14 protein-coding genes are annotated in these 19,805 nt (G+C 65.2%); 12 read left to right on the forward strand and 2 right to left on the reverse strand.

The window, feature by feature from the left end:
• Positions 1-8 precede the first annotated feature (8 nt).
• From ACETPF_RS15170 to ACETPF_RS15195, 6 genes are all read left to right on the forward strand, one after another.
• Positions 9-1,562, forward strand: coding sequence for an acyl-CoA synthetase (locus tag ACETPF_RS15170; RefSeq protein ID WP_373935453.1), 1,554 nt, complete (start codon positions 9-11; stop codon positions 1,560-1,562).
• 94 nt (positions 1,563-1,656) lie between these two features.
• Complete coding sequence (locus tag ACETPF_RS15175; RefSeq protein ID WP_373935388.1) at positions 1,657-2,823, forward strand: acyl-CoA dehydrogenase family protein; 1,167 nt, start codon at positions 1,657-1,659, stop codon at positions 2,821-2,823.
• An 18-nt stretch (positions 2,824-2,841) separates the two neighbouring features.
• Positions 2,842-5,034 (forward strand): molybdopterin-containing oxidoreductase family protein, encoded by a 2,193-nt coding sequence (locus ACETPF_RS15180; protein ID WP_373935389.1) that lies wholly within the window; start codon positions 2,842-2,844, stop codon positions 5,032-5,034.
• A 169-nt stretch (positions 5,035-5,203) separates the two neighbouring features.
• Positions 5,204-5,875 (forward strand): TetR/AcrR family transcriptional regulator, encoded by a 672-nt coding sequence (locus ACETPF_RS15185; RefSeq protein WP_373935390.1) that lies wholly within the window; start codon positions 5,204-5,206, stop codon positions 5,873-5,875.
• Positions 5,876-5,970: 95 nt separating this feature from the next.
• Positions 5,971-7,170 carry an MFS transporter gene (locus ACETPF_RS15190; protein WP_373935391.1) on the forward strand — a complete coding sequence of 400 codons (1,200 nt, stop codon included), beginning with the start codon at positions 5,971-5,973 and terminating at the stop codon, positions 7,168-7,170.
• Positions 7,171-7,248: 78 nt separating this feature from the next.
• Complete coding sequence (locus tag ACETPF_RS15195; protein WP_373935392.1) at positions 7,249-8,394, forward strand: epoxide hydrolase family protein; 1,146 nt, start codon at positions 7,249-7,251, stop codon at positions 8,392-8,394.
• Positions 8,395-8,474: 80 nt separating this feature from the next.
• Here the strand turns inward: ACETPF_RS15195 and ACETPF_RS15200 are convergent, their stop codons facing one another.
• Both ACETPF_RS15200 and ACETPF_RS15205 read right to left on the reverse strand, forming a co-directional pair.
• Positions 8,475-9,713, reverse strand: a complete 1,239-nt coding sequence (locus ACETPF_RS15200) for a cytochrome P450 (protein WP_373935393.1) — start codon at positions 9,711-9,713, stop codon at positions 8,475-8,477.
• A 124-nt stretch (positions 9,714-9,837) separates the two neighbouring features.
• On the reverse strand, positions 9,838-11,058 hold the full coding sequence (locus tag ACETPF_RS15205) for a cytochrome P450 (protein WP_373935394.1): 1,221 nt from the start codon (positions 11,056-11,058) through the stop codon (positions 9,838-9,840).
• Between the two features lie 147 nt (positions 11,059-11,205).
• Here ACETPF_RS15205 and ACETPF_RS15210 point away from each other — a divergent pair, with 147 nt between their 5' ends.
• The 6 genes from ACETPF_RS15210 to ACETPF_RS15235 all read left to right on the forward strand — a co-directional run bounded on the left by ACETPF_RS15210 (position 11,206) and on the right by ACETPF_RS15235 (position 19,744).
• A complete protein-coding gene (locus ACETPF_RS15210) occupies positions 11,206-12,327 on the forward strand; it encodes an amidohydrolase family protein (RefSeq protein WP_373935395.1) in 1,122 nt (373 codons plus the stop codon).
• Positions 12,328-12,392: 65 nt separating this feature from the next.
• Positions 12,393-14,825, forward strand: a complete 2,433-nt coding sequence (locus ACETPF_RS15215; RefSeq protein ID WP_373935396.1) for a CaiB/BaiF CoA-transferase family protein — start codon at positions 12,393-12,395, stop codon at positions 14,823-14,825.
• A 69-nt stretch (positions 14,826-14,894) separates the two neighbouring features.
• Complete coding sequence (locus ACETPF_RS15220) at positions 14,895-16,070, forward strand: CaiB/BaiF CoA transferase family protein (protein ID WP_373935397.1); 1,176 nt, start codon at positions 14,895-14,897, stop codon at positions 16,068-16,070.
• 200 nt (positions 16,071-16,270) lie between these two features.
• A complete protein-coding gene (locus tag ACETPF_RS15225) occupies positions 16,271-17,188 on the forward strand; it encodes a TauD/TfdA dioxygenase family protein (protein WP_373935398.1) in 918 nt (305 codons plus the stop codon).
• Positions 17,189-17,197: 9 nt separating this feature from the next.
• Positions 17,198-18,346 carry an NAD-dependent epimerase/dehydratase family protein gene (locus tag ACETPF_RS15230; protein WP_373935399.1) on the forward strand — a complete coding sequence of 383 codons (1,149 nt, stop codon included), beginning with the start codon at positions 17,198-17,200 and terminating at the stop codon, positions 18,344-18,346.
• Positions 18,347-19,744 carry an MFS transporter gene (locus tag ACETPF_RS15235; RefSeq protein ID WP_373935400.1) on the forward strand — a complete coding sequence of 466 codons (1,398 nt, stop codon included), beginning with the start codon at positions 18,347-18,349 and terminating at the stop codon, positions 19,742-19,744.
• Positions 19,745-19,805 lie beyond the last annotated feature (61 nt).

A 19,805-nucleotide genomic window follows, 5' to 3' on the forward strand; every position in this document is an offset into this window, starting at 1 on the left:
GCGTGACGATGCAGTCCACCCTCGGCGACATCATCCGCAACAATGCGCGCTGGTACGCCGACCGGCCGGCGGTGATCTGCGGTGACCAGCGGCTGACCCATGCGGAGTTTTCCGCCAGGGCGCACAGCCTGGCGTCGGGACTGACCCGGCTGGGGCTGCGGCACCAGGACCGGGTCTGTGTGCTGGCACAGAATTGCACGGAATATCTGGAAGCCTATGCCGCGGCCGAACTGTCGGGCCTGATCCTCGCCACCGTCAATTATCGTCTGGCCGTGCCGGAGATGATCTACATCATCGGTGATGCGGCGCCCCGCGTGCTGATCTTCGAGGCGGCCTATGCCGAGCAGGTCGGGGCGATGCGCGACCGGCTCGACCGCAACATCCGCTATGTTGTGATCGGCGAGGGGCCCGATTGGGCGCTGCCCTATGAAAGCGTGGTCGCGAGCGGCGATCCGGCCGGGGAGGGCTGGACCGTCTCGCCCGACGATATCGCTTATCTCCTCTACACCAGCGGCACCACCGGCCGCCCCAAGGGCTGCATGTTGGGCCAGGGCAACCAGGTGGCCTCTGCGGCGATGACCTCGTTCCACATGCAGTGCGGCTGCGCTGACAGTACGCTGCTGGTCATGCCGCTCTATCATGTCGGTGCGAAGAATATTCAACTGGCGCAGCACTGGGCGGGCGGCACGGTCAACGTGGCACGCGCGTTCCGGCCGGCAGAGGCGTTGGCGACGATCGCGCGCGAACGTATCACCGTCGGGCATCTGGCGCCCACGATGGTACAGATGCTGCTGGACGAGCCGGGGTTCGACGACCACGATCTGTCGAGCCTGCGCATGATCCTGTATTCGGCCGCGCCGATGCCGCTGCCGCTGTTGCGCGACGGCCTGAAGCGGATCGGCCCGGTGTTCGCGCAAATCTATGGCCAGACCGAAGGGCTGGGCACGATCCTGCCGATCGACCTGCACCGTCCCGATGGGGATGAGGATGATCTGCGCCGGCTCGCGTCGGTCGGCCACCCCTATCAGGGCTCGCGGATGCGGGTGGTGGATGACAACGACGTTGAACTGGGCATCGGCGAGGCCGGTGAGCTGTGCGTGCAGTCGCCCACGGTCATGCGCGGATACTGGAACAATGCCGCCGCCACGCTCGACACGCTGCGCGGCGGCTGGCTGCACACCGGCGACATCGCCACAATCGACGCCGAGGGATATGTCCACCTGAAGGATCGCAAGAAGGACGTGATCATTTCGGGTGGCGAGAATATCTATTCGCGCGAAGTGGAAGCCGCGATCGCCGAACATCCCGATGTCGCCGATGTCGCGGTGGTTGGCGCGCCCGATCCCAAGTGGGGCGAAGCCGTTACCGCCTTTGTCGTGTCGCGTTCGCCGACGCTGACCGAGGCGGAGATCGTCGCCCACAGCCGCACCCTGATCGCCGGTTACAAGTCGCCGCGACGGGTGTTCTTCGTGGACGACATGCCGCGTCTGCCCAGCGGCAAGATCAACAAGCTCGCCCTGCGCGCCGATCTGGTTGCGCGGGATGAAGCGACGCAAGGATAGTGGCCCGGACCCCGGCGCCGGTAGCGCCGGGATGGATATTGACGAGCGCATCACGTTCCGCACGCCGGAACACTGCGCAGAAATGGTGGACGGCATGACCTTCGATCGAACTGAAGAACTCGAGCTTTATCGCGACAGCATCCGCAAGTTTCTGGATCGGGAATGCCCGATCGAGAAGATCGCCGTGTGGGAACGCGAGGACCGCGTGCCCCGCGAGCTGTTGGCGGGCATGGCCGAGCTGGGCATCCTGGGGCTGACCACGCCCGAAGTCTATGGCGGCAGCGGCACCGACGTGATCGCGATGACCGTGGTCATGGAAGAGTTGGCCGCGCGCTGGAGCGGGATCGCCAGCCTGTACAATATGAGCGTCGGCTACGGCAGCCTCAACCTGGTGTACAAGGCGTCCGAAGCGCAGAAGCAGCGTTTCCTGCCGGGGCTGCTGGCGGGCGAAACGATCGTCGCTTACGGCCTGTCCGAACCCGAAGTCGGCGGCGATCTGGCCTCTGTCCGCACCCGGATGGAGCGCAAGGGCGACAAGGTGGTCGTGTCCGGGTCCAAGCGCTGGATTTCGGGCGCCAACCTGGCCGACTACATGCTGACCCTGGTGCGCAGCGGTGATCCTTCCGATCGTCACCGTAACCTCTCTTTCGTGATGATTCCGATGGATGCGCCGGGGGTCAGCTTCGAAGTGACCCGGTGCATGGGGACGCACGGCATCCCTACCAACGATGTCCATCTCGACGATGTCGAGCTCGATGCCGACATGGTGATCGGCGAGGAAGCGGGGTGGAACAAGGGCTGGGGGATGCTGGCAGGCGGCAGTCTGGAGATCGAGAAGCTGGCGCCGACCTTCATCGCCCTCGGTATCGCCACTGCGGCGGTGAATGAAGCGTGGCAGTACAGCCAGGACCGCTCTCAGTTCGGCAAGCGGATCTGCGGCCATCAGGCGGTTCGGCATGTCCTGTCCGACGTGCAGACCAAGCTCAAGGCCTGCCGTCTGATGGCCTATGACGCCGCGGCGAAGGTACATTATGAACAGCCCTCGGCGGTCGACACCTGCATGGCCAAGCTGTTCGTGGCGGAAACGGCCCGCGACATCGTGCTGGCGTGCCAGCAATATGTGATGGGTGCCTATGGCTATGCCGAGGGGTTCCAGATGGAACGTTATGTCCGCGACATTCTGGCGGTGCCGATCTATGGCGGCTCCTCCGCCATACAGAAGAACAATATCGCCACCCTGATGAAGCTTCCCAGGGAATGACCGGCAGGGGATCGAAGGATGCTTAAAACCCGCCCCAGCATCTGCCGCAGTTGCCTGGCATTCTGTCCGATCCTGGTGACGCTGGAGAATGGCGAGGTAATCCGCGTCGCGGGCGATCCCGACGCCGACGGGTTTGAAGGCTATACCTGTCCCAAGGGGCGCGCGTTGCCCGAACAGTTACGCGATCCGGCCCGGCTGCTGTCCAGCCTGAAGCGGACGGCTTCGGGCGGGCACGAACCCATCGCCGCCACCCAGGCCGTGGCGGAAGTGGCCGCCGCGCTGCGCCGCATCACCGATACGCACGGGCCGGATTCAGTGGCCATGTATGTCGGCACGGGCTCGCAGCAGCATACCTTTGGGCCGAAATCGGGGGCGGCGCTGCTTGCGGCACTGGGATCGTCGCTGGTGTTTTCCGCCGCCACCGTGGACAAGCCGGCCGAAAAGACCTCGCTGGCACTGCACGGCAACTGGCACGCGGGCGGGCAGCGTTTCGAGGATTCCGACACCTGGATGCTGGTCGGTGCCAATCCGGTGATCGCCAAGTCCAACGGGCTACCATACAACAATCCTGCCCGCCGCCTGACCGATGCGGTACGGCGCGGGCTGCAACTGATCGTGATCGACCCGCGGCGTTCCGAGACAGCGCGCCAGGCCGCCGTGCATCTGCCCGTTCGCCCGGGTGAGGATCCGGCGTTGCTGGCCGGTCTGATCCATATCATCCTGCGCGAGGAGCTGGAAGACAAGGCGTTCGTCGCCGCCAATGCGGAAGGGCTGGAGGCGCTGCGCAGCGCAACTGCCCCGTTCACGCCGGACTATGTCGCCGCGCGCGCGGGGGTCGATCCGGCTGAGCTGGTGCGGGCGGCGCGGATCTTCGCGGGCGCGCGGCGCGGGGGCGTGGTCTGCGCCACAGGGCCGAGCTTCTCGCTGAACGCCGATCTGACCTTCTACCTCGCCTTGTGCCTCAACACTTTGTGCGGGCGCTGGGCCAGGGAAGGCGATCCGGCGCCGTTTCCCAACGCCCTTCTGCCCGCCTACACGCCGCGTGCGCAGCCCCTGGCGCCCTATCCGGTTACGGGCGGGCGGCGCTTTCGCTCGGGCGGGTTGCAGCAAAACGCCAGCGGCCTGCCCACAGCCGCACTGCCGGACGAAATCCTGCTGCCGGGCAAGGAACAGATCCGCGCCCTGATCTGCATCGGCGGCAACCCCGTTTCGGCCTGGCCCGATCAGCGCAAGGTCGAAGACGCCATGCGGCAGCTCGATCTGCTGGTGACGATCGATACCCATCGCACTGCCACCGCCGCGCTGGCGCATTATGTGATTGCGCCCAAGATGCCGCTTGAGGTGCCGGGCACCACCCATAATGTGGAGTATCTGAAGTATCTGGGCGTGTCGCGCGGCTATCAGCGGCCGTGGGCGCAGTACACGCCGGCCGTGGCGCAGCCGCCGGCGGGCGCGGACCTGATCGAGGAGCACGCCTTTTTCTACAGCGTTGCCGCCGCGCTCGACCTGCCGATGGAGCTGGTCGTGACTCACGCGATGGGGCCGCATGCGGAAAGCCCGCCAAGCCGCATCAGCTTCCCGCGCGGCTATGTCCCCAGCCTGGACGAGCTGTTCGAGCAGGCGTTCGCGCGGTCGCGCGTGCCGTTCGACGAAGTGAAGCGATTTCCCCATGGTCGCGTCTTTGCCGCGGATGTCGTGGTTCAGCCGCGCGAGCCGGATTGCACCGCCCGGTTGCAGCTTGGCGCGCCGCTGATGATGACGCAGTTGGCTGGCTTGCTGGAGCCGTCCGCCGCCGATGCTGACCAGTCGGGCTTTCCGTTCCGGTTGATTTCGCGCCGGGCCAATGCCTTCGTCAACTCGGTCGGCACCGAATTGCCCCTGTTGCTGCGGAACAAGCGGCACAACCCCCTGTTCATGCATCCCGCCGACATGGCGCAGCAGGGCCTGGCCGCGGGCACCCAAATATGGGTCGCTTCCCGCCATGGCGAGATTCCGGCCGTGGTTGAGCCAGACGACAGCCTGCGCGAGGGCTGCGTTGCGATGTGGCACGGGTTCGGGACGGGGGGCAGTCGGGACAACGATGATCCCTTGGCCGGCAGCAACGTCAATCGGCTCCTCTCCTTCGACGAACATGACGCCCTGACCGGAATGCCGCGCCTCAGCGCGGTGCCGGTGGCGATCCGGCCCGCCATGGCTGCCGAACCGGCCTGACACGCGGTTGACATTCATGACAACAGGTGATCGAAATGCCGGTTCAGAAGCGGACGACCTGGCGGTGATCTCGCCGTGATCGTTGCAGGAGTGCGGGGCAGTCGTGAAGAAAACCGGGAGGCCTGGAAGGCGGACAACCGAGCAGCACCGTAATGAAGACCTGTCCTTCGTGCAGCGGGCAAGGGGCGCCAACGGGAATGGCAAGGACGTGCCGGCGGTCGGCACCCGTGCCCTGCGCACCCGCGAGCATCTGCTCAACACCGCCCGGCAGACATTTCTGCGGCAGGGCTATGACGCCACATCGATTGAGAGCATTGCCGAGGCGGCAGGCGTATCGCGTTCGTCAGTCTACACCTATTTCTCCTCGAAGAGCGAACTCCTGCTCGAAATGGGCAGCAGCGGTGTGGCGACCAGCTTCGCCATACTTGCCGCGCTGGGTGACCTGCCTGCGGACTGGGACCTCGACGATATCAGCGGGTGGGTGCAACGCTATTTCGATTTTCTCGAAGACCATGGCGGCTACATGCTGGTTTGGTTGCAGGCGGCCAGATCGGACGAACAGCTGCGCGAGCTGGGCATGCGCGGTTCAATGCGTGCCGCGCGCCTGGCGAGCGAGGCAATGCGCAGGCTTGGTGCCCCCGCCGACGGCGATCCGCATGTGCAGGGTCTGGCGCTCATGGCCCTGCTGGACCGGTTCTGGTATCATTGGCGGATCACCAAGGCCCCGCTTGAGGCCGGGGATGTGATCCGAGGCCTGGCGCTCTCCGTCGCGGCGATGCTTTCGTCAGAGGAGCCGCGCGGCCGTCACCCGGCCAAGCCAGCGGCCAAGGGAACCCCGTGATGCAGCGCCCCGCGGAAGGATAAGGACAGGGCCGCCAGAATCTGCCCGGTATCAACCGGAACGGTGCGGCCCGTCAAAGACCGCGAGAGGATGTCATGACAGATAACATATCATCGTGGTCGAATCTGACCATAGCCGGAAAGGCTGCGCTTGCGGCCAATGGCTCCTTGGTGGCCGTCAGCCTGTTTTCGATGGGCGCGGCACTTCGCCCCCTGGAGCAGGACTTTGCCGGTGCCCCCGGTTCCGCGCTGCTGGTTCAGTTGATCGGCGTCATTGTCGGGCCGGTTTTCGCCTTCACTTCGCCCTTTGCCGGACGAATGGTCAAGCGGTTCGGCATTCGTCCGGCCTATATCACATCGATCCTGCTGATCGCGGGTGCCGGTGCGGGACCGGCGCTCTGTAGCAATCTTTATGCGATCCTGGCCTTGCGTGTCCTCTTGGCGATCGCGGTGGCCTTTGGCCTTACTGCGGCGATGTCGGGAATCGCCAGGTTACCCGAAGGCCAGCGGCCATTGCTGCTCGGTCTCAATACCTTCCTGGGCGGCCTGTTGTGCCTGCCGCTGTTCCCTCTCGTCGGCTTCCTCGCGGAGCAAAGCTGGCGTGCCGCCTTCCTGGTCCATCTCGTGGCGCTGCCGGTTATCGGCCTTGTCCTGGCCTTGCCCCGTGAAGAGCCGTCCCGGCAAGACGCCGGCGATGCGCACGCGGGTTCCGGCAGCGCGGGCCTGCTGGCGGGCGTGCCGCCGGCGCTGGCGATCATCGCCGCGCTGGGGGGACTCGTCATGGTGGCCTCCTCGATCTATTCGCCGTTCAAACTTGCCACCATCGGTGTCACGCAGCCTGCAAAGGTCGGGCAATTGCTTGGCCTGATGACACTGTTTTCGTTGGCCGGCTCTGGTGGTTTCAGCCTGTTGCACCGCCTGCTCGGCCTGTCCGGCGTGCTCAAGCTGGCCCTGGGCGCGAAATGCCTGGGCTGTCTGATCGTCGGCATTGCGCATAACGTGCCGGTAGTGGTGGTGGGAATGGCGCTGCTGGGTATTGGCGTTTCCCTCTTTGCAGCCGCAATCTACGCGGCGGCCATCGAAAAGGCAGAAGCCGGGGCCAATGTACCGGCGGCGATGGGGATCATCACCCTGTGCATGTACGGCTCGCAACTGGCCATGCCGGTGCTCGGCGGTTCGCTGGGCAAGGTGGCCGGCCCGGCGGCGGTCTATTATCTGCTGGGCGTGGCGATGGCGGTCGCCGTTCTGCTTGCGCTGATGCTGGACCGGCGCGATGGCCGCGCCACCGGCTCCTGACGGAGGCTGTGGTGGTGCGCCGGCGGGGGGCTTCCCCGTCGCGGGGACCGTTCAACCGCTCTTGTGAAGGATAGGTGCATGACAGACTGGCCGGGCGTTCCATATCGGGTCGAGGTGGATACCGACATGATCGCAGACGTGCGTGCCAGGGTGCGGGCGGCCCGCTTCCCGGCTCAACAGGCCGGGGCGGACTGGGAGACCGGCACCCCGCTGGACTATATGCGGCGGCTGCAATCATACTGGCTCGATTGTTTTGACTGGACTCGCTGGGTCGATCGCATCAACCGCTTCGAACAGCGGATGGTGACCGTGCAGGGCGAGCGGATCCACGTCATCGTCGAGCCTGGTTCAGGCCCCGCTCCGGTGCCCCTTGTGTTGACGCCGGGATGGCCGGGCAGCTTCATCGAGTTCATCGACATCATCGACTGCCTCGCCCATCCCGAGCGTCATGGCGGCAACAGCGACGATGCGTTTACTGTGATTGTGCCGAGTCTGCCCGGCTACGGCCTGTCGCCTGCCCCGGCCCAGCCGCTCACCCCGGCCGACGTGGCTCGCCTGTGGTCCACGTTGATGATCGAATGCTTCGGGTTCGAACGCTATCTGGCCTATGGCAGCGACTGGGGCAGCCTGGTCACGGCAACATTGGCATTCGACTTTCCCGCCCGCCTGAGCGGTATCATGATGACGGCCTCGGGCGGGATGCCGGACTTTTCCGCCGGTCCGCCGATTACCGCGGAGGAGCAGCAATGGCTCGACCGGTTCCAGGCCGCCATGAAGAAGGAAGCCGGCTATCAGGCCATTCAGGGAACAAAGCCGCAAACCCTCGCCTACGCCCAGACGGACTCGCCCATGGGCCTCGCCGCCTGGATCGTGGAGAAGTTCCAGGGCTGGACCGTGCCGGGGACGCGGCAGGACCCACCCTTTTCGATGGACGTGCTGCTTGCCAATATCATGCTGTATTGGATCAACGGCTCGCTTGCGCCAAGCTGGCTGTACATGGCGCTGGACAGCGCCCGCGGTCCCCGGCAGGGGCGCGCCAAGGTGCCGGCGGTGTTCATGGTGCCACCGCATGACCTGTTTCCGCCGGTTCCGCGTAGCTGCCTTGAACGCGGCTACGATGTCGCGGGCTATACGCTCGCCGGGATCGGGCACTTCCCCGGCATGGACAGCCCGGATGCACTGGTGACGGAGCTGCGCCGGATGTTGCGACCGCTGGCGGCCTAGAGCCTGATCGTCTTTGACTGAACTGCCCTGCGGTCCAGCCAAAGGCGTGAATTATCAGGCTCCAACCTGACGCGAGACCATCAGGCGGGGTCGAACTGTAGCACGAGCCTGGTGAGCCCGCGGCTGAACCAATGGTTCAGCCACAGGGCGGCGTCGGGCTCATCCGCCACGCGGAAGTTACGGAACCTGGTCAGCAGGGTGGTGAAAACGGTGCGCAGTTCCGCACGGGCCAGCAGGTTGCCGAGGCAATAATGGATACCCATTCCAAACGCCAGATGGGTGTTCGCGGCCTTGCGCGAGAGATTCAGGCTGTCGGGATCGGCAAACTTGCGCTCGTCCCGGTTCGCCGCTGCCCAGCGCAACATGACCACAGCCCCGCGCGGAATTACGACCCCGGCGACTTCCACGTCGCGCGTGGTTCGCCGGAACAGGCCCTGCAATGTGCTGGTCAAGCGCAACACTTCCTCCACGAAGGCCGGGATCCGTGTCAGGTCGGCGCGCAAGGTCGGCTCCAGGCCTTCCTCGATCATCAGGTGAAGGCCCATGGCGATCGTATTCGTCGTCGTCTCGTTCCCGGCGATCAGGATTTGCTGCGTGACGCTCAAGACTTCCTCATCGGTCAGGCGCCGCCCATCAACCTCGCCCTGCACGATGTCGGACAGGACATTGTCGCCCGGGTTGGCGCGAAACTGCGCCGCCACCTCCCGCAGATAGCGGTGCATTTCGACGATCGAGCGCGCGCAGTCTGCCCGCACCGATTCGGGCAGACGCTTGTCGGAAACCAGAATCATCGCGTCCGACCATCGTTTGAACGTTTGGAACATGTCGCGCGGAACGCCCAATTGATCGGCGATGATATACATGGGCACCGGCGCCGCGAGTTGTTCGATGACCTCAAAATATCCGTCGTCGGCAAAGGTGTCGATCTGACGATCACAGACTTCCTGGATGTAACTGTGCATCTGGGTGATGCGTGAGGGGCGAAATGCACTTTGTACCACGGCCCGGTACTTGGTATGAACCGGCGGATCCGCTGAAATCATGGTGTTTACGTAAGGGGAAGCTTCCCGCCGCATGATCCGCGCAGGTTCATCATCGCCATCGAAAGCCCGCTCTCCCAGCATGCCGCTATTGCTGGAAAAGGTCACGGTATCGGACGTGATATGCTGGATATCCTCGTACCGGCTGACGATGTACATGCCGGTTTGCGGATCCTGGAAGACCGGCGCGCAGTCGCGCAGCCATTTGTAGGCAGGGTACGGATCGCTCAGCACTGCTGCATCGTTCAGGGACAATGGTACTGTCGCCGGTACGTTCATGATCCACCCTCTCCTATGTCCAACTCAGTGATTTCTTGGCCTTGCCTGCGAAGCGGGCGCGGAGAGCGGTCTCCGCGCGCCCGTTCGGCAAGTCGGGTCCGGCTCTAAGCCGGACCCGTTGCAATCAGCCCCATTCGATCGGCAGTGAATCCACCCCCCACACGCCGACGGTGTGATAGGTCATCTGCTTGCCCGGCTGCAGGCGGATGTTGGGAAAAGCGGCCAGAACTTCTTCCAGCACGATCTTCATTTCCATCCGGGCAAGGTGAATGCCGAGGCAATAATGGATCCCTCCGCCGAAGGTCATCCCGCGATCCTTGCGGGTGAAATCAATCGTGTCCGGGTTCGGGTACTTCCGGCCGTCGCGACCGGCCAGCATGGTCGGCAGGTTGACCCAGTCGCCCGCCTTCATCTTCACGCCCTTGAACTCCATGTCCCGGACCACCGTGCGGCGGTTGCGGACGACGCCATAAGCGCGGCAGAGTTCATCCACGACGTCCATGATCTTGGCGGGATCGTTGCGGATCCTGTCCTGCAGTTCCGGCTCGATGGCCAGACGATACATGTGCCAGCCCAGGCTGCCCAGCACGGTGTCGAGACCGGCCGCATAGAGGAGCGAGCACATGCCCATGACGTCATCGTCGGTCATCGGCTGGCCGTCGACCTTGGCGGCAAGAACGCGACTGATGATGTCGGTGCCGGGATTGGCGCGCCGCTCGATCACGCGCTCCTGCAGATAATCGACGATCGCGCGCATCGCGCCGCGGCGGATCTCGTTGGTTTCGCCACGAATCATCGTGACTTCCCAGTCCAGGAACTGTTGCAGATTCTCGCGCGGCAGGTCGAGCAGATCGAGAAAGATCTGGGTGGGGAAGAAGCGCGCAAAGTCCTCGATATAATCAAACGACTTGCGCCCCTTCAGATCGGCGATCAGCGAGCGGCAGATCTCGCGGATGGTTGCCTCCATGCGCTTGACGGCGCCCGGCTGGAAAAACGGCTGGATGACCTGCCGGAAACCCAGGTGGCGGGGCGGGTCGATGGCCTGCGGGACGAACACCCACGGCACGCCCAGCACTTCCGAAAAGACCGAATAGAAATGCTCGCGCGCCGTGAAGTTTTCCGAGTCGAGATAAACGGCCTCGATGTCCTCGTGCCGGGTCAGCAGCCAGCCGCCGACGCCGCGATACCCACCGGCCACCCAGACAATATCAGGCCCTTGGTGCAGGTGCGGGGCCGCGTCATAAGGGTCGGCGAAATCGGTAACGAATTCGTCGATATCGCGATCCCAGATCAGGTCGGCCGGAACGTGGTCCGGAAACCGCTTGGCGGCTGTGTCGGTGCTCATGAGCTCTCTCCTCGGGGGGTGTCGGCATCGTCCGGAACGCCGTCAACCTGTACTACTTAACTAGGTTATCCTAACTTGACAGTAGCGTCAATTTGGGCGATGAAACCACATAAAAGTTTTCTAAGCAATTGTGCGGGAGCTAGGTGCATGAAGCCTTTCATATTTAGTGCTGACAGCCATGTTAGCGAACCGTCCGACCTGTATCAGGCCGGGCTGCCGGCCAGCCTGAAGAAGCACGCGCTGGCGACTCGCCGCGACGGTGATTTCTTGCTCGCCGGCACGGAGGAAAAGACCATCTACCGGATGCGGCTGGGCAACCACCGCGAATCCCCGCTGGCGAAGGACCGTGCCGGTCTGCGCGATATCAACGGCCGGCTTGGCGATATGGAGTACGAGGGCATTGATGCCGAGATCTGCTTCCCGACGCTTGGGCTGTGGCTCTATGCGATCGGGGATGCGGATGCCGAGGCGGCCTCTGCGCGCCTCTACAACGATTGGCACATCGAGTTCCTGGGCGGGCATCCCGACCGGTTCGTGCAGTGCGGCATGCTGCCGGTGCTCGATTTCTCCAACACCCTGGCGGAGCTGGATTATCTGGCGTCGCGCGGTGTCCGCTCGGCCATGCTGCCGGCGGTGACGCCCACCGGCTGTGCCAAGTACAACGACCCGGTGTGGGACGTGGTGTTCGCCCGCGCCGCCCAGTTGGGCATCGTGTTTGTCATGCACACCGGCACCGGGCTGGAAAGCGTGACGGCGGAGCGTGGCCCCGGCGCGGCGATCATCAATTACACCGGCCAGGCGATGGACGCCCAGAACACCGCCATGTACCTGATTGCCGGCGGCGTCCTGGACCGTAATCCCGGCGCCAAGGTCGCGTTCATCGAGGCGGGGGCGAGCTGGCTGGTCGCGCTCGGCGAGCGCATGGACGAGGTCGCCGAGGCGCATGAGGTGTTCGTCCGCCCGAAGCTGTCGCGCCGGCCGAGCCAGATCATCGACGAGCAGGTCTGGGCGGCATTCCAGCACGACCGCGCCTGCGTGCTTGCGGCCAGCGGGGGTCTGCCGGGCGCACGGAATGTGATGTGGGGTTCCGACTATCCCCATGCCGAGGGCACCTGGCCGGTCAGCCGCGACCTGGCCAGCACGTTCCTGAACGATCCGACGCTTGATCCCCAGGCGGTCAAGGACTGCCTCGGCTTGAATGCGGCGCGGCTGTTCGGAATCTCGCCGACGGTCCATACCGGCGAGGCTGCCGGCGCGCTTGTGAATTGATCCGTCATTCCCCCGCGCCGCCGGCGCGGGGGGTGTCCCGGCTGACGTGATCGGAGTGCTACGGTTTGCAAACCCCCCTCAATGATGAACTGGCCGTTGTCCATTTGGGCAGCGGCCTCGCCAGTGCGTATTGCACCAAGCTGCTGGTTGATGGCGGCGCTCTTGCCGTTCGCGTGGAAAGCCCGGAGGGCGACCCGCTGCGGCGGCGTTCAGTCAGCGGTGCCGCGGTCGACCCGGAGCGCGGCGGCCCCCTGTTCCAGTTCCTGGCAGCGTCCACGCGCAGTGTGGTGATCGAGGTTGGTGTCGATGCGGACCGGGCACGGCTGTGGGACCTGATCGAACGCGCGGACATGGTGGTGTGGAGCCCAGGCTCGCCCATCGCCGATGCAGAGGAGTTTTCCCCGGCCGGCATCCGCGCGCGCTGCCCGCATGTCGTGGTCGTGGCGATCACGTCCTTCGGACTGTCCGTGCCGGACCGGCCGGCGAACGAATTCACGGTCCAGGCCATGGCCGGCGGGTGGATCGGCCGGGGCAAGGCCGACCGCGAGCCGCTGGCCGCCGGTGGCGAGCACGCCGACTGGGCGGTCGGCATCTTCGGCGCGACCGGCGGGCTTGCGGCCTGGCGCCGTACCAAGCAGACCGGCGTCGGCGAGCTGATCGACGTCTCGATCCTCGATGCCATGCATCTGACGCAGCCGTTCTTTGCCCCAACCTTCGAGGTCGGGGCAGGGCGCCCCTATCGCACAATGCGCGCGCCCACGGTGCCGCTCAATCATCCCACGCTGGATGGCTTTGTCGGCTTCCAGATTACCACCGGCCAGCAATGGCTGGATTTCTGTATCCTGGTCGAACGGCCGGATTGGGCCGAGGACAAGTCGCTGTCGCGGTTCGAAACGCGCGCCAGCCGGGTGGCGGAGTTGACGCAGGTCGTCGATGCCTGGACCAGTCAGCGCACGACCGACGAGATCGTCGAGCTGGCAACGCTGTTTCGCTTGCCCGTGGCGCCGATCAACAATGGTCAGACCATCGCTGACTTCGCGCCCGTGGCCGAACGCGGCTGGGTTGCCAAGAACCCTGTGACCGGCTGGGCCCAGCCTGTGCCGCCATACTTCTTCGATGATGGTGTCGGTCCCCGCAAGGCCGGTGCCGCGCCGCGGCTGGGCGAGCATGGTGCCGATGCTTTGCCGGCGCGATCGTCCCGAGCCCCGACGGCGGAACCGGCGGTGTCGGGCAAGATGCCCTTTGAAGGGGTGCGCGTTCTTGACTTCACGGCCTTCTGGGCCGGTCCGATCATCCCCCACTTCCTGGCCATCACCGGCGCTGACGTGATCCACGTCGAATCGATCCAGCGTCCTGACGGGCTTCGCGCCGCCACCCTGCGCCACGACATGGGCGACGGCTGGTGGGAAGCGTCGCCCTTCTTTGCCGGCACCAACACCAACAAGCGCGACCTGACGCTGGACATGTCCCGTCCCGAAGGGCGCGAGCTGGCCCTGCGGCTGGTTGCGATGGCAGATGTGCTGGTTGAGAACTTCAGCTCGCGCGTGATGCAGAACTGGGGCCTGACCTATGAGAAGCTGCGCGAGATTAATCCGCGGCTGATCATGGTACGCGCCTCCGGCTTCGGCAACTCCGGCCCGTGGAAGGACCATGTTGCCTATGCCACCACGGTCGAGCAGGCATCCGGCCTCGCCTGGGTGACCGGCTATCCGGACGATCGCCCCGAGATTACCGGAGGGGCCTGCGATCCGATCGCCGGGTCCCACGCCGCGCTGGCACTTATGCTGGCGCTGGAGGCCCGCGAGCGCACCGGCCACGGCTATCTGGTGGAAACCCCGCAGTTCACCACCGGCTTTAACCTCAGCGCGGAGCAGTTGATCGAATATTCCGCGCACGGGCTGGTCCTGGGTCGAAACGGTAACCGCTCATGGGTGCATGCACCGCAGGGCGCCTATCGCGCGGCAGACTGGGAGCCGCCCTATCCCACCATGCCGAAGGATGACTGGGTCGCGATCAGCGTCACGTCGGAGCCGGAGTGGCAGGGCCTGTGCAAGGTAATCGGCGCGACCGAGCTGGCGGCCGATCCAGACCTGGCGACGCCGCAGGGACGGATGGCCCGCCATGACGAGATCGACGCTGCCATTGCGCGCTGGGTCAAGCCGCTTCCGGCCGTCGAAGCCGTAGCTGCCTTGCTGGCCGCCGGCGTTCCCGCATCGCGCTTTGTGCCCCAGGCTGGTCTGCATCATTTGCCCGAAGTGGTGGCGCGCGGCCTGTACGAGGAGGTCGATCAGCCGGTGCTCGGTCGCGTGCCGATCGTCGGTTATCCCGCGCAGTTCGAGCATGGCCCGAAGCGGATACATCGCAGCCCGGCCCCGACGCTGGGGCAGCATAATGCGGAGATACTGACCGGACTTCTGGGCCTGACCGCCGACGAGGTCGCCCAGCTTGAGGCGGATTCGATCATCGGTACCCGCCCCCGCATGGGCACGGCCTGGTAGTATCCGTCTGGTGTCTGGACCGGTCCGGCGGGTTTGTGCACGGGTGCCGGCTATCGCGAGGAGCCTGAGATGACAGAGGAAGTAGATCTCGCCGTCCGGCCGCTTGCCGGGATCAAGGTCCTTGACCTGGGGTTGATTGCCTCGGCTCCCTTCGCGGCGCGCACCCTGCAAGATATGGGCGCGGACGTCATCAAGCTGGAAACGCCGGAAGGGGACCCCTTGCGCGGCGGGCCGCAGGCGCGGGGCAAGCGCCGCTTCCCGTTCATCGCCTGCAATCGCGGGCGGCGGGCAATCGCGGTCGATCTCAAGACCTCCGGCGGCCAGGCAATCCTGCACCGGCTGGTTCAGCATAGTGATGTGCTGATCGAGAACTTCCGCCCCGGTGTGGGCGAGCGTCTGGGCGTGACGTGGGAGAAGATGCAGGCGCTCAATCCTGCGCTGATCCACTGCTCGATCACCGGCTTTCCGGTCGACAGCCCGCTGGCGCGGGCGCCGATCACGGACGGGGTGATCCAGGCCTATGCCGGGGTGCTGGAATTGTCCGGGCGCAACGGCGCCTTCGGCGAACCGTTGCCGATCATCGTGGCCGATGCCATCGCCGGTTCCTCCTCCGCGCAGGCAATCACGGCGGCGCTGTTTGGACGCACCCGCACCGGCCGCGGGGTACATATCACGATCAACATGCTCGACGGTTTGCTCAACTATCTGCACCTGACGGCCAATGTCACCACGTCGTTTGGGCCGCCCGCCACCAACGTGCTCAAAACCGCCGATGGCGAGATGCTGATCGTCCAGCCGGTGCTGCATTTCTTCACCAAGTTCGCGCGGGCGGTCGATGGCCTGGTCGGATGCCCGGAACTTGTGAATGATCCGCGCTATGCGACGCCTGAATCGCGGGCGGCCAACGTGGCCGCGCTACGCGAACTGTTGCAGCAGGCGTTCCTGAAGGCGACGGCGGATGAGTGGCTGGTCACCATGACCAAGGCCGCGATTCCGGCGGGGCGAATCAACAGCGTGGCGCAGGGCATCCGCTCGCCCGAGGCGACGGCCATCCCGGTCCAACTGGATGACGAAGCCATGATGCTGCCCGAAAGCCCCTATGTCGTGGACGGCAAGCGTATCGCGATCACCAATTCCGCTCCGGCGATCGGCGAGCATACCGACGAGATCCTGCGTGAGGCCGGCTTTGCCGAGGACGAGATTGCGGCGTTTCGGGCCAGTTCGGCCATTCCGCAGGGGCTCTGAACGGCACGGCGTCCCCCTGCGGAAATGCGTCGCAGGGGGCGGCGCAAGGCCGGGCAAGCAGAGCCGTGAGGCGGGATACTAAATGAGTTGACATATCTGTCAGAAAAGCGCACCGCTAGTCCGTGACCCGTCGGATAGGGCGAAAATGCGCATTGCGCCGCCTGGCACCGATGAGGTCGAGGGTTGAGGATTAGGCTGAAATGGACATCCAGAAGCTTTCGCCCGAACTGAACTTTGGTGTTGAGGTTCGCGGACTGGGACATGCCGATCTCCGGTCGGAAGAGACGGTCGCCACGCTGCGCGACCTGTGGATCCAGCACGGGCTGATCGTGTTCCGCGACATCGACGATGAGCCGGAGTTCCAGATTGAACTGAGCCGCTGCTTCGGTGCGCTTGAGTCGCATCCGGTGCAGGAGCTTTGGGTCGCGGGCTTTCCCGACCTGATCAGCCTGGCGTCGCGCCCCGAGTCCGGCAACATCCTGGAAATCGACGGCAAGACGGTGGCCAACTGGATTCCGTGGCATTCCGATCTGGCCTTTGTTCCCAAGATCAATCGCGGTGGCCTGCTGCGTGTCACCCAGGCAACAAGCTGGGGCGGCGAAACCTGCTTCAGCGATCAGATCGATGCCTATGATCGCCTGCCCGACGACCTCAAGGCCCGGATCGAGGGGGTGGAAATCCTCTATCAGCTCAAGATTCTCGACACCACCCGCTACGCCCAGCGCCATAACATCCGCCTGCTGCGCGCCTCGAACACGCTGGAGGCGCTGCGCAGCCGGGTCGATACCGATTTCCCGCCGGTCGCCCACCCGGCCGTCTACGTCCAGAAGGAAACCGGGCGGAAGGTGCTGAACGTGTCCCCGCTGTTCGCCGAGGGGATCGTCGGCATGGACCGCGAGGAGGGCGGCGCGCTGCTCGACGCGCTGGTCGATCACATCGACGCCTGCCCCTCCTACCAGCACAAATGGGGCAATGACGAAATGGTCCTGTGGGACAACTGGCGTATGCTGCATGCCGTGACGGGCGGCCCGACCGACGAGGTCCGGGTGATGCGCCGTACGACGATCGGCGGCGACTATGGCCTGGGTCGCGCGCTGACCTATGCCGATGCCGTCTGAGGCCGGCGTATGAACGTGTTGGTGATCGGCGGCACCGGGCAGACCGGGCCGCTCGTAATTCAGGGGCTGGTCGATCGGGGCCACGCCGTGACCATTCTCCATTCGGGCCGGCACGAGCCGCCGCTACCGCCGATCGAGCATATTCATGCCGACGTGCATTTTGCCGATACCATCCAGCCGGCGCTGGAAGGGCGCAGCTTCGATCTGGCGATCTGCATGTACGGGCGGGCGCAGGTCGTGGCAGATGCGCTGGTCGGCAAGGTCGGCCGGCTGATCAGCATTTCGGGCGCGCGCTATTATTATGGCCGGCCGGATGATCCACGGTGGGGACCGATCGGGGCCTGGGTGGCTGACGAGGACAGTCCGTTCTCCGATGATGCGGAGATAGACCGGCTGGGGCAGCGCGTCATCTCGACCGAAAGCGCGATCATGGCGCACCAGGCCGCCGGGCATTTCGACGTGACCATCCTGCGCTTTCCGGGCATCTACGGACCGGCCTCGATCCTGCCGGCAGACTGGGGTTTCGTGCGCCGGATATTGGATGGGCGCCGCTCCTTGCTGATGCCCGACGGCGGCCTGATGCTGCGCTCGCGCGCCCATCGCGACAACGCGGCGCACGCGGTGCTGCTGGCTGCCGACCATGCCGAGCAGGCGCGCGGCCAGGTGTTCAACGTGGCTGACGAGCCGCCGGAGCTGAGCCTGGGGCAGACCGTGCTGGCCATGGCCCGGGCGCTCGGGCGCGAGATTGATTTCGTCGACTGTCCGGGCTGGCTGGGCCACCGCGTCTATGGCGGCCAGTTGGGCTTCCACCGTGTGCTCGACACCAGCAAGATCCGGGAGCGGCTCGGCTATCGCGACAAGGTGCCGCTGTTGCAGGCGCTGGCCGACAGCGCGTTGTGGTGGCGTGACAACCCGCCCGAGCGCGGCGGAGAGGTGGAACAGAAGCTCGGCGATGCCTTCGACTATGCGATGGAGGATCAGTTGATCGAGCGCCTCCTGCGATCGCGGGCGGAGCTGGACGGGATGGCCGACCACGCCGCTCAGTCGGCCCACCCCTTTCGCCACCCCAAGCGCGAAGGCGAGGCCTGGACCCGCGACACGTCTGCCAAGTTGATGAATTCGCCCTTCCGCTACCCCTACGAGCTGCGCGAGCAGTAAATGGCGCCTGGAAGGGTCGGCGCCGTCCCGCAGCAGGGCTTTATCAATGGTGCGGGGGAGGGCGGGACACCCCCTTATCCGCGGCCCGCGGTGGCGTGGCAGATCCTGATTACGCTGTTTCTGGCAACGGTGGTGTCCTATATGGATCGGGGCATCATCGCGCTGCTGATCCCCGATTTGAAGGCCACGTTCCACCTCAGCGATACCAAGGTCAGTATCGTCCAGGGTCTGGCCTTCTCCGCCTTTTTCGCCCTCGCCTCGATACCGGTGGGGCATCTGGTGGACCGGATCAACCGCCGCAACATCATCATCTGCGGCATTCTGTTCTGGAGCGCTGCCACGATGGCGTGCGGGCTTGCCCGAAACTACCCCGAACTGCTGCTCGCGCGCGCCTGCGTCGGCATCGGAGAGGCCAGCCTGATCCCGGCGGCCTATTCCATCGTTGCCGACTGCTTCACCGCCGCGCGCCGGGGTCGAGCGATGAGCCTGCTGGTGGCGGCGGCGTCGCTGGGCGGGGCGCTGTCCAATCTGGTCGGCGGGTTGCTGCTCAAGATGGTCTCGGGCAGCACGCATGTCATGGTGCCCGTGCTGGGCGACATCGTGGTGTGGCGCTTCGTGTTCCTGGTATTCGGCTCCTTCGGCGCCTTGCTGGTCGTGCTATTGCTGGCATTCCGGGAGCCGGCCCGGCGCCTGTCCCAGGCGGCCGGGCCGGACGCGCCGGCCAAGGCCAAGTTCTTTGCCTACGCCCGGCGCGATCCGTACCTCTACGGCGCCACCTTCATGATCGTGTCGCTGATCTTCACGACCACCACTGTCACCTCCCTTTGGATCGTGGTGGCGCTGGCGCGCGTGCATCATGTCGGCATAGCGGATGCCGGTATGATGATCGGCTTTGCCAAGCTTGCCTCCCATGTGGTCGGCTCGCTGGCGGGCGGGGTGGTGGGCGACCTGCTGGCCCGTTCCAGGCTCAGCTACGGCCGGTTGAACCTGTGGTTCTTCGGAATGCCGTTGCTGGCGCTGGGCGGCGCGATGCTGGTCTGGCCCGGAACCCTGGTGGCGTTCATACTCGGCTTCTGGATCATCGGTGTGGTCGGCGCCGCCGCCGCCGGCGCCTCCTATCCGATCATCTACGACATTGTGCCCGCGGATCTGCGTGGACAGAGCATCGCTTATTGCATGACGATCTCCAACCTCGTGAGCTTTGGGCTCGGGCCGACGCTGCCGGCGCTGCTCAACGATCGGGTGTTCGGGGATGAGGCGATGATCCACTATTCGCTGATGATCGTGACAGCGGGTTCCGCGGTGCTGGCCGGGGTGCTGGCCGTGTCGATCCGCGGACGTTTCGAGCGGGCCCGTCTGGCGCTAGAAAGCGGCCAGCAGTCCGCCCCAGACGCATAAGCCTTTGCGAAGTACCGGGTGGAGCGTTAACCGATGACGAGACCGTGTGTGGAATATGCGG

Source organism: Sphingobium agrisoli (assembly GCF_041877245.1).
GTDB lineage: Bacteria > Pseudomonadota > Alphaproteobacteria > Sphingomonadales > Sphingomonadaceae > Sphingobium.

Coding starts and splice junctions, on each gene's coding strand:
- ACETPF_RS15170 (WP_373935453.1), top strand. CDS start 9: ATGCAGTCCACCCTCGGCGACATCATCCGCAACAATGCGCGCTGGTAC.
- ACETPF_RS15175 (WP_373935388.1), top strand. CDS start 1,657: ATGACCTTCGATCGAACTGAAGAACTCGAGCTTTATCGCGACAGCATC.
- ACETPF_RS15180 (WP_373935389.1), top strand. CDS start 2,842: ATGCTTAAAACCCGCCCCAGCATCTGCCGCAGTTGCCTGGCATTCTGT.
- ACETPF_RS15190 (WP_373935391.1), top strand. CDS start 5,971: ATGACAGATAACATATCATCGTGGTCGAATCTGACCATAGCCGGAAAG.
- ACETPF_RS15195 (WP_373935392.1), top strand. CDS start 7,249: ATGACAGACTGGCCGGGCGTTCCATATCGGGTCGAGGTGGATACCGAC.
- ACETPF_RS15200 (WP_373935393.1), bottom strand. CDS start 9,713: ATGAACGTACCGGCGACAGTACCATTGTCCCTGAACGATGCAGCAGTG.
- ACETPF_RS15205 (WP_373935394.1), bottom strand. CDS start 11,058: ATGAGCACCGACACAGCCGCCAAGCGGTTTCCGGACCACGTTCCGGCC.
- ACETPF_RS15210 (WP_373935395.1), top strand. CDS start 11,206: ATGAAGCCTTTCATATTTAGTGCTGACAGCCATGTTAGCGAACCGTCC.
- ACETPF_RS15220 (WP_373935397.1), top strand. CDS start 14,895: ATGACAGAGGAAGTAGATCTCGCCGTCCGGCCGCTTGCCGGGATCAAG.
- ACETPF_RS15225 (WP_373935398.1), top strand. CDS start 16,271: ATGGACATCCAGAAGCTTTCGCCCGAACTGAACTTTGGTGTTGAGGTT.
- ACETPF_RS15230 (WP_373935399.1), top strand. CDS start 17,198: ATGAACGTGTTGGTGATCGGCGGCACCGGGCAGACCGGGCCGCTCGTA.
- ACETPF_RS15235 (WP_373935400.1), top strand. CDS start 18,347: ATGGCGCCTGGAAGGGTCGGCGCCGTCCCGCAGCAGGGCTTTATCAAT.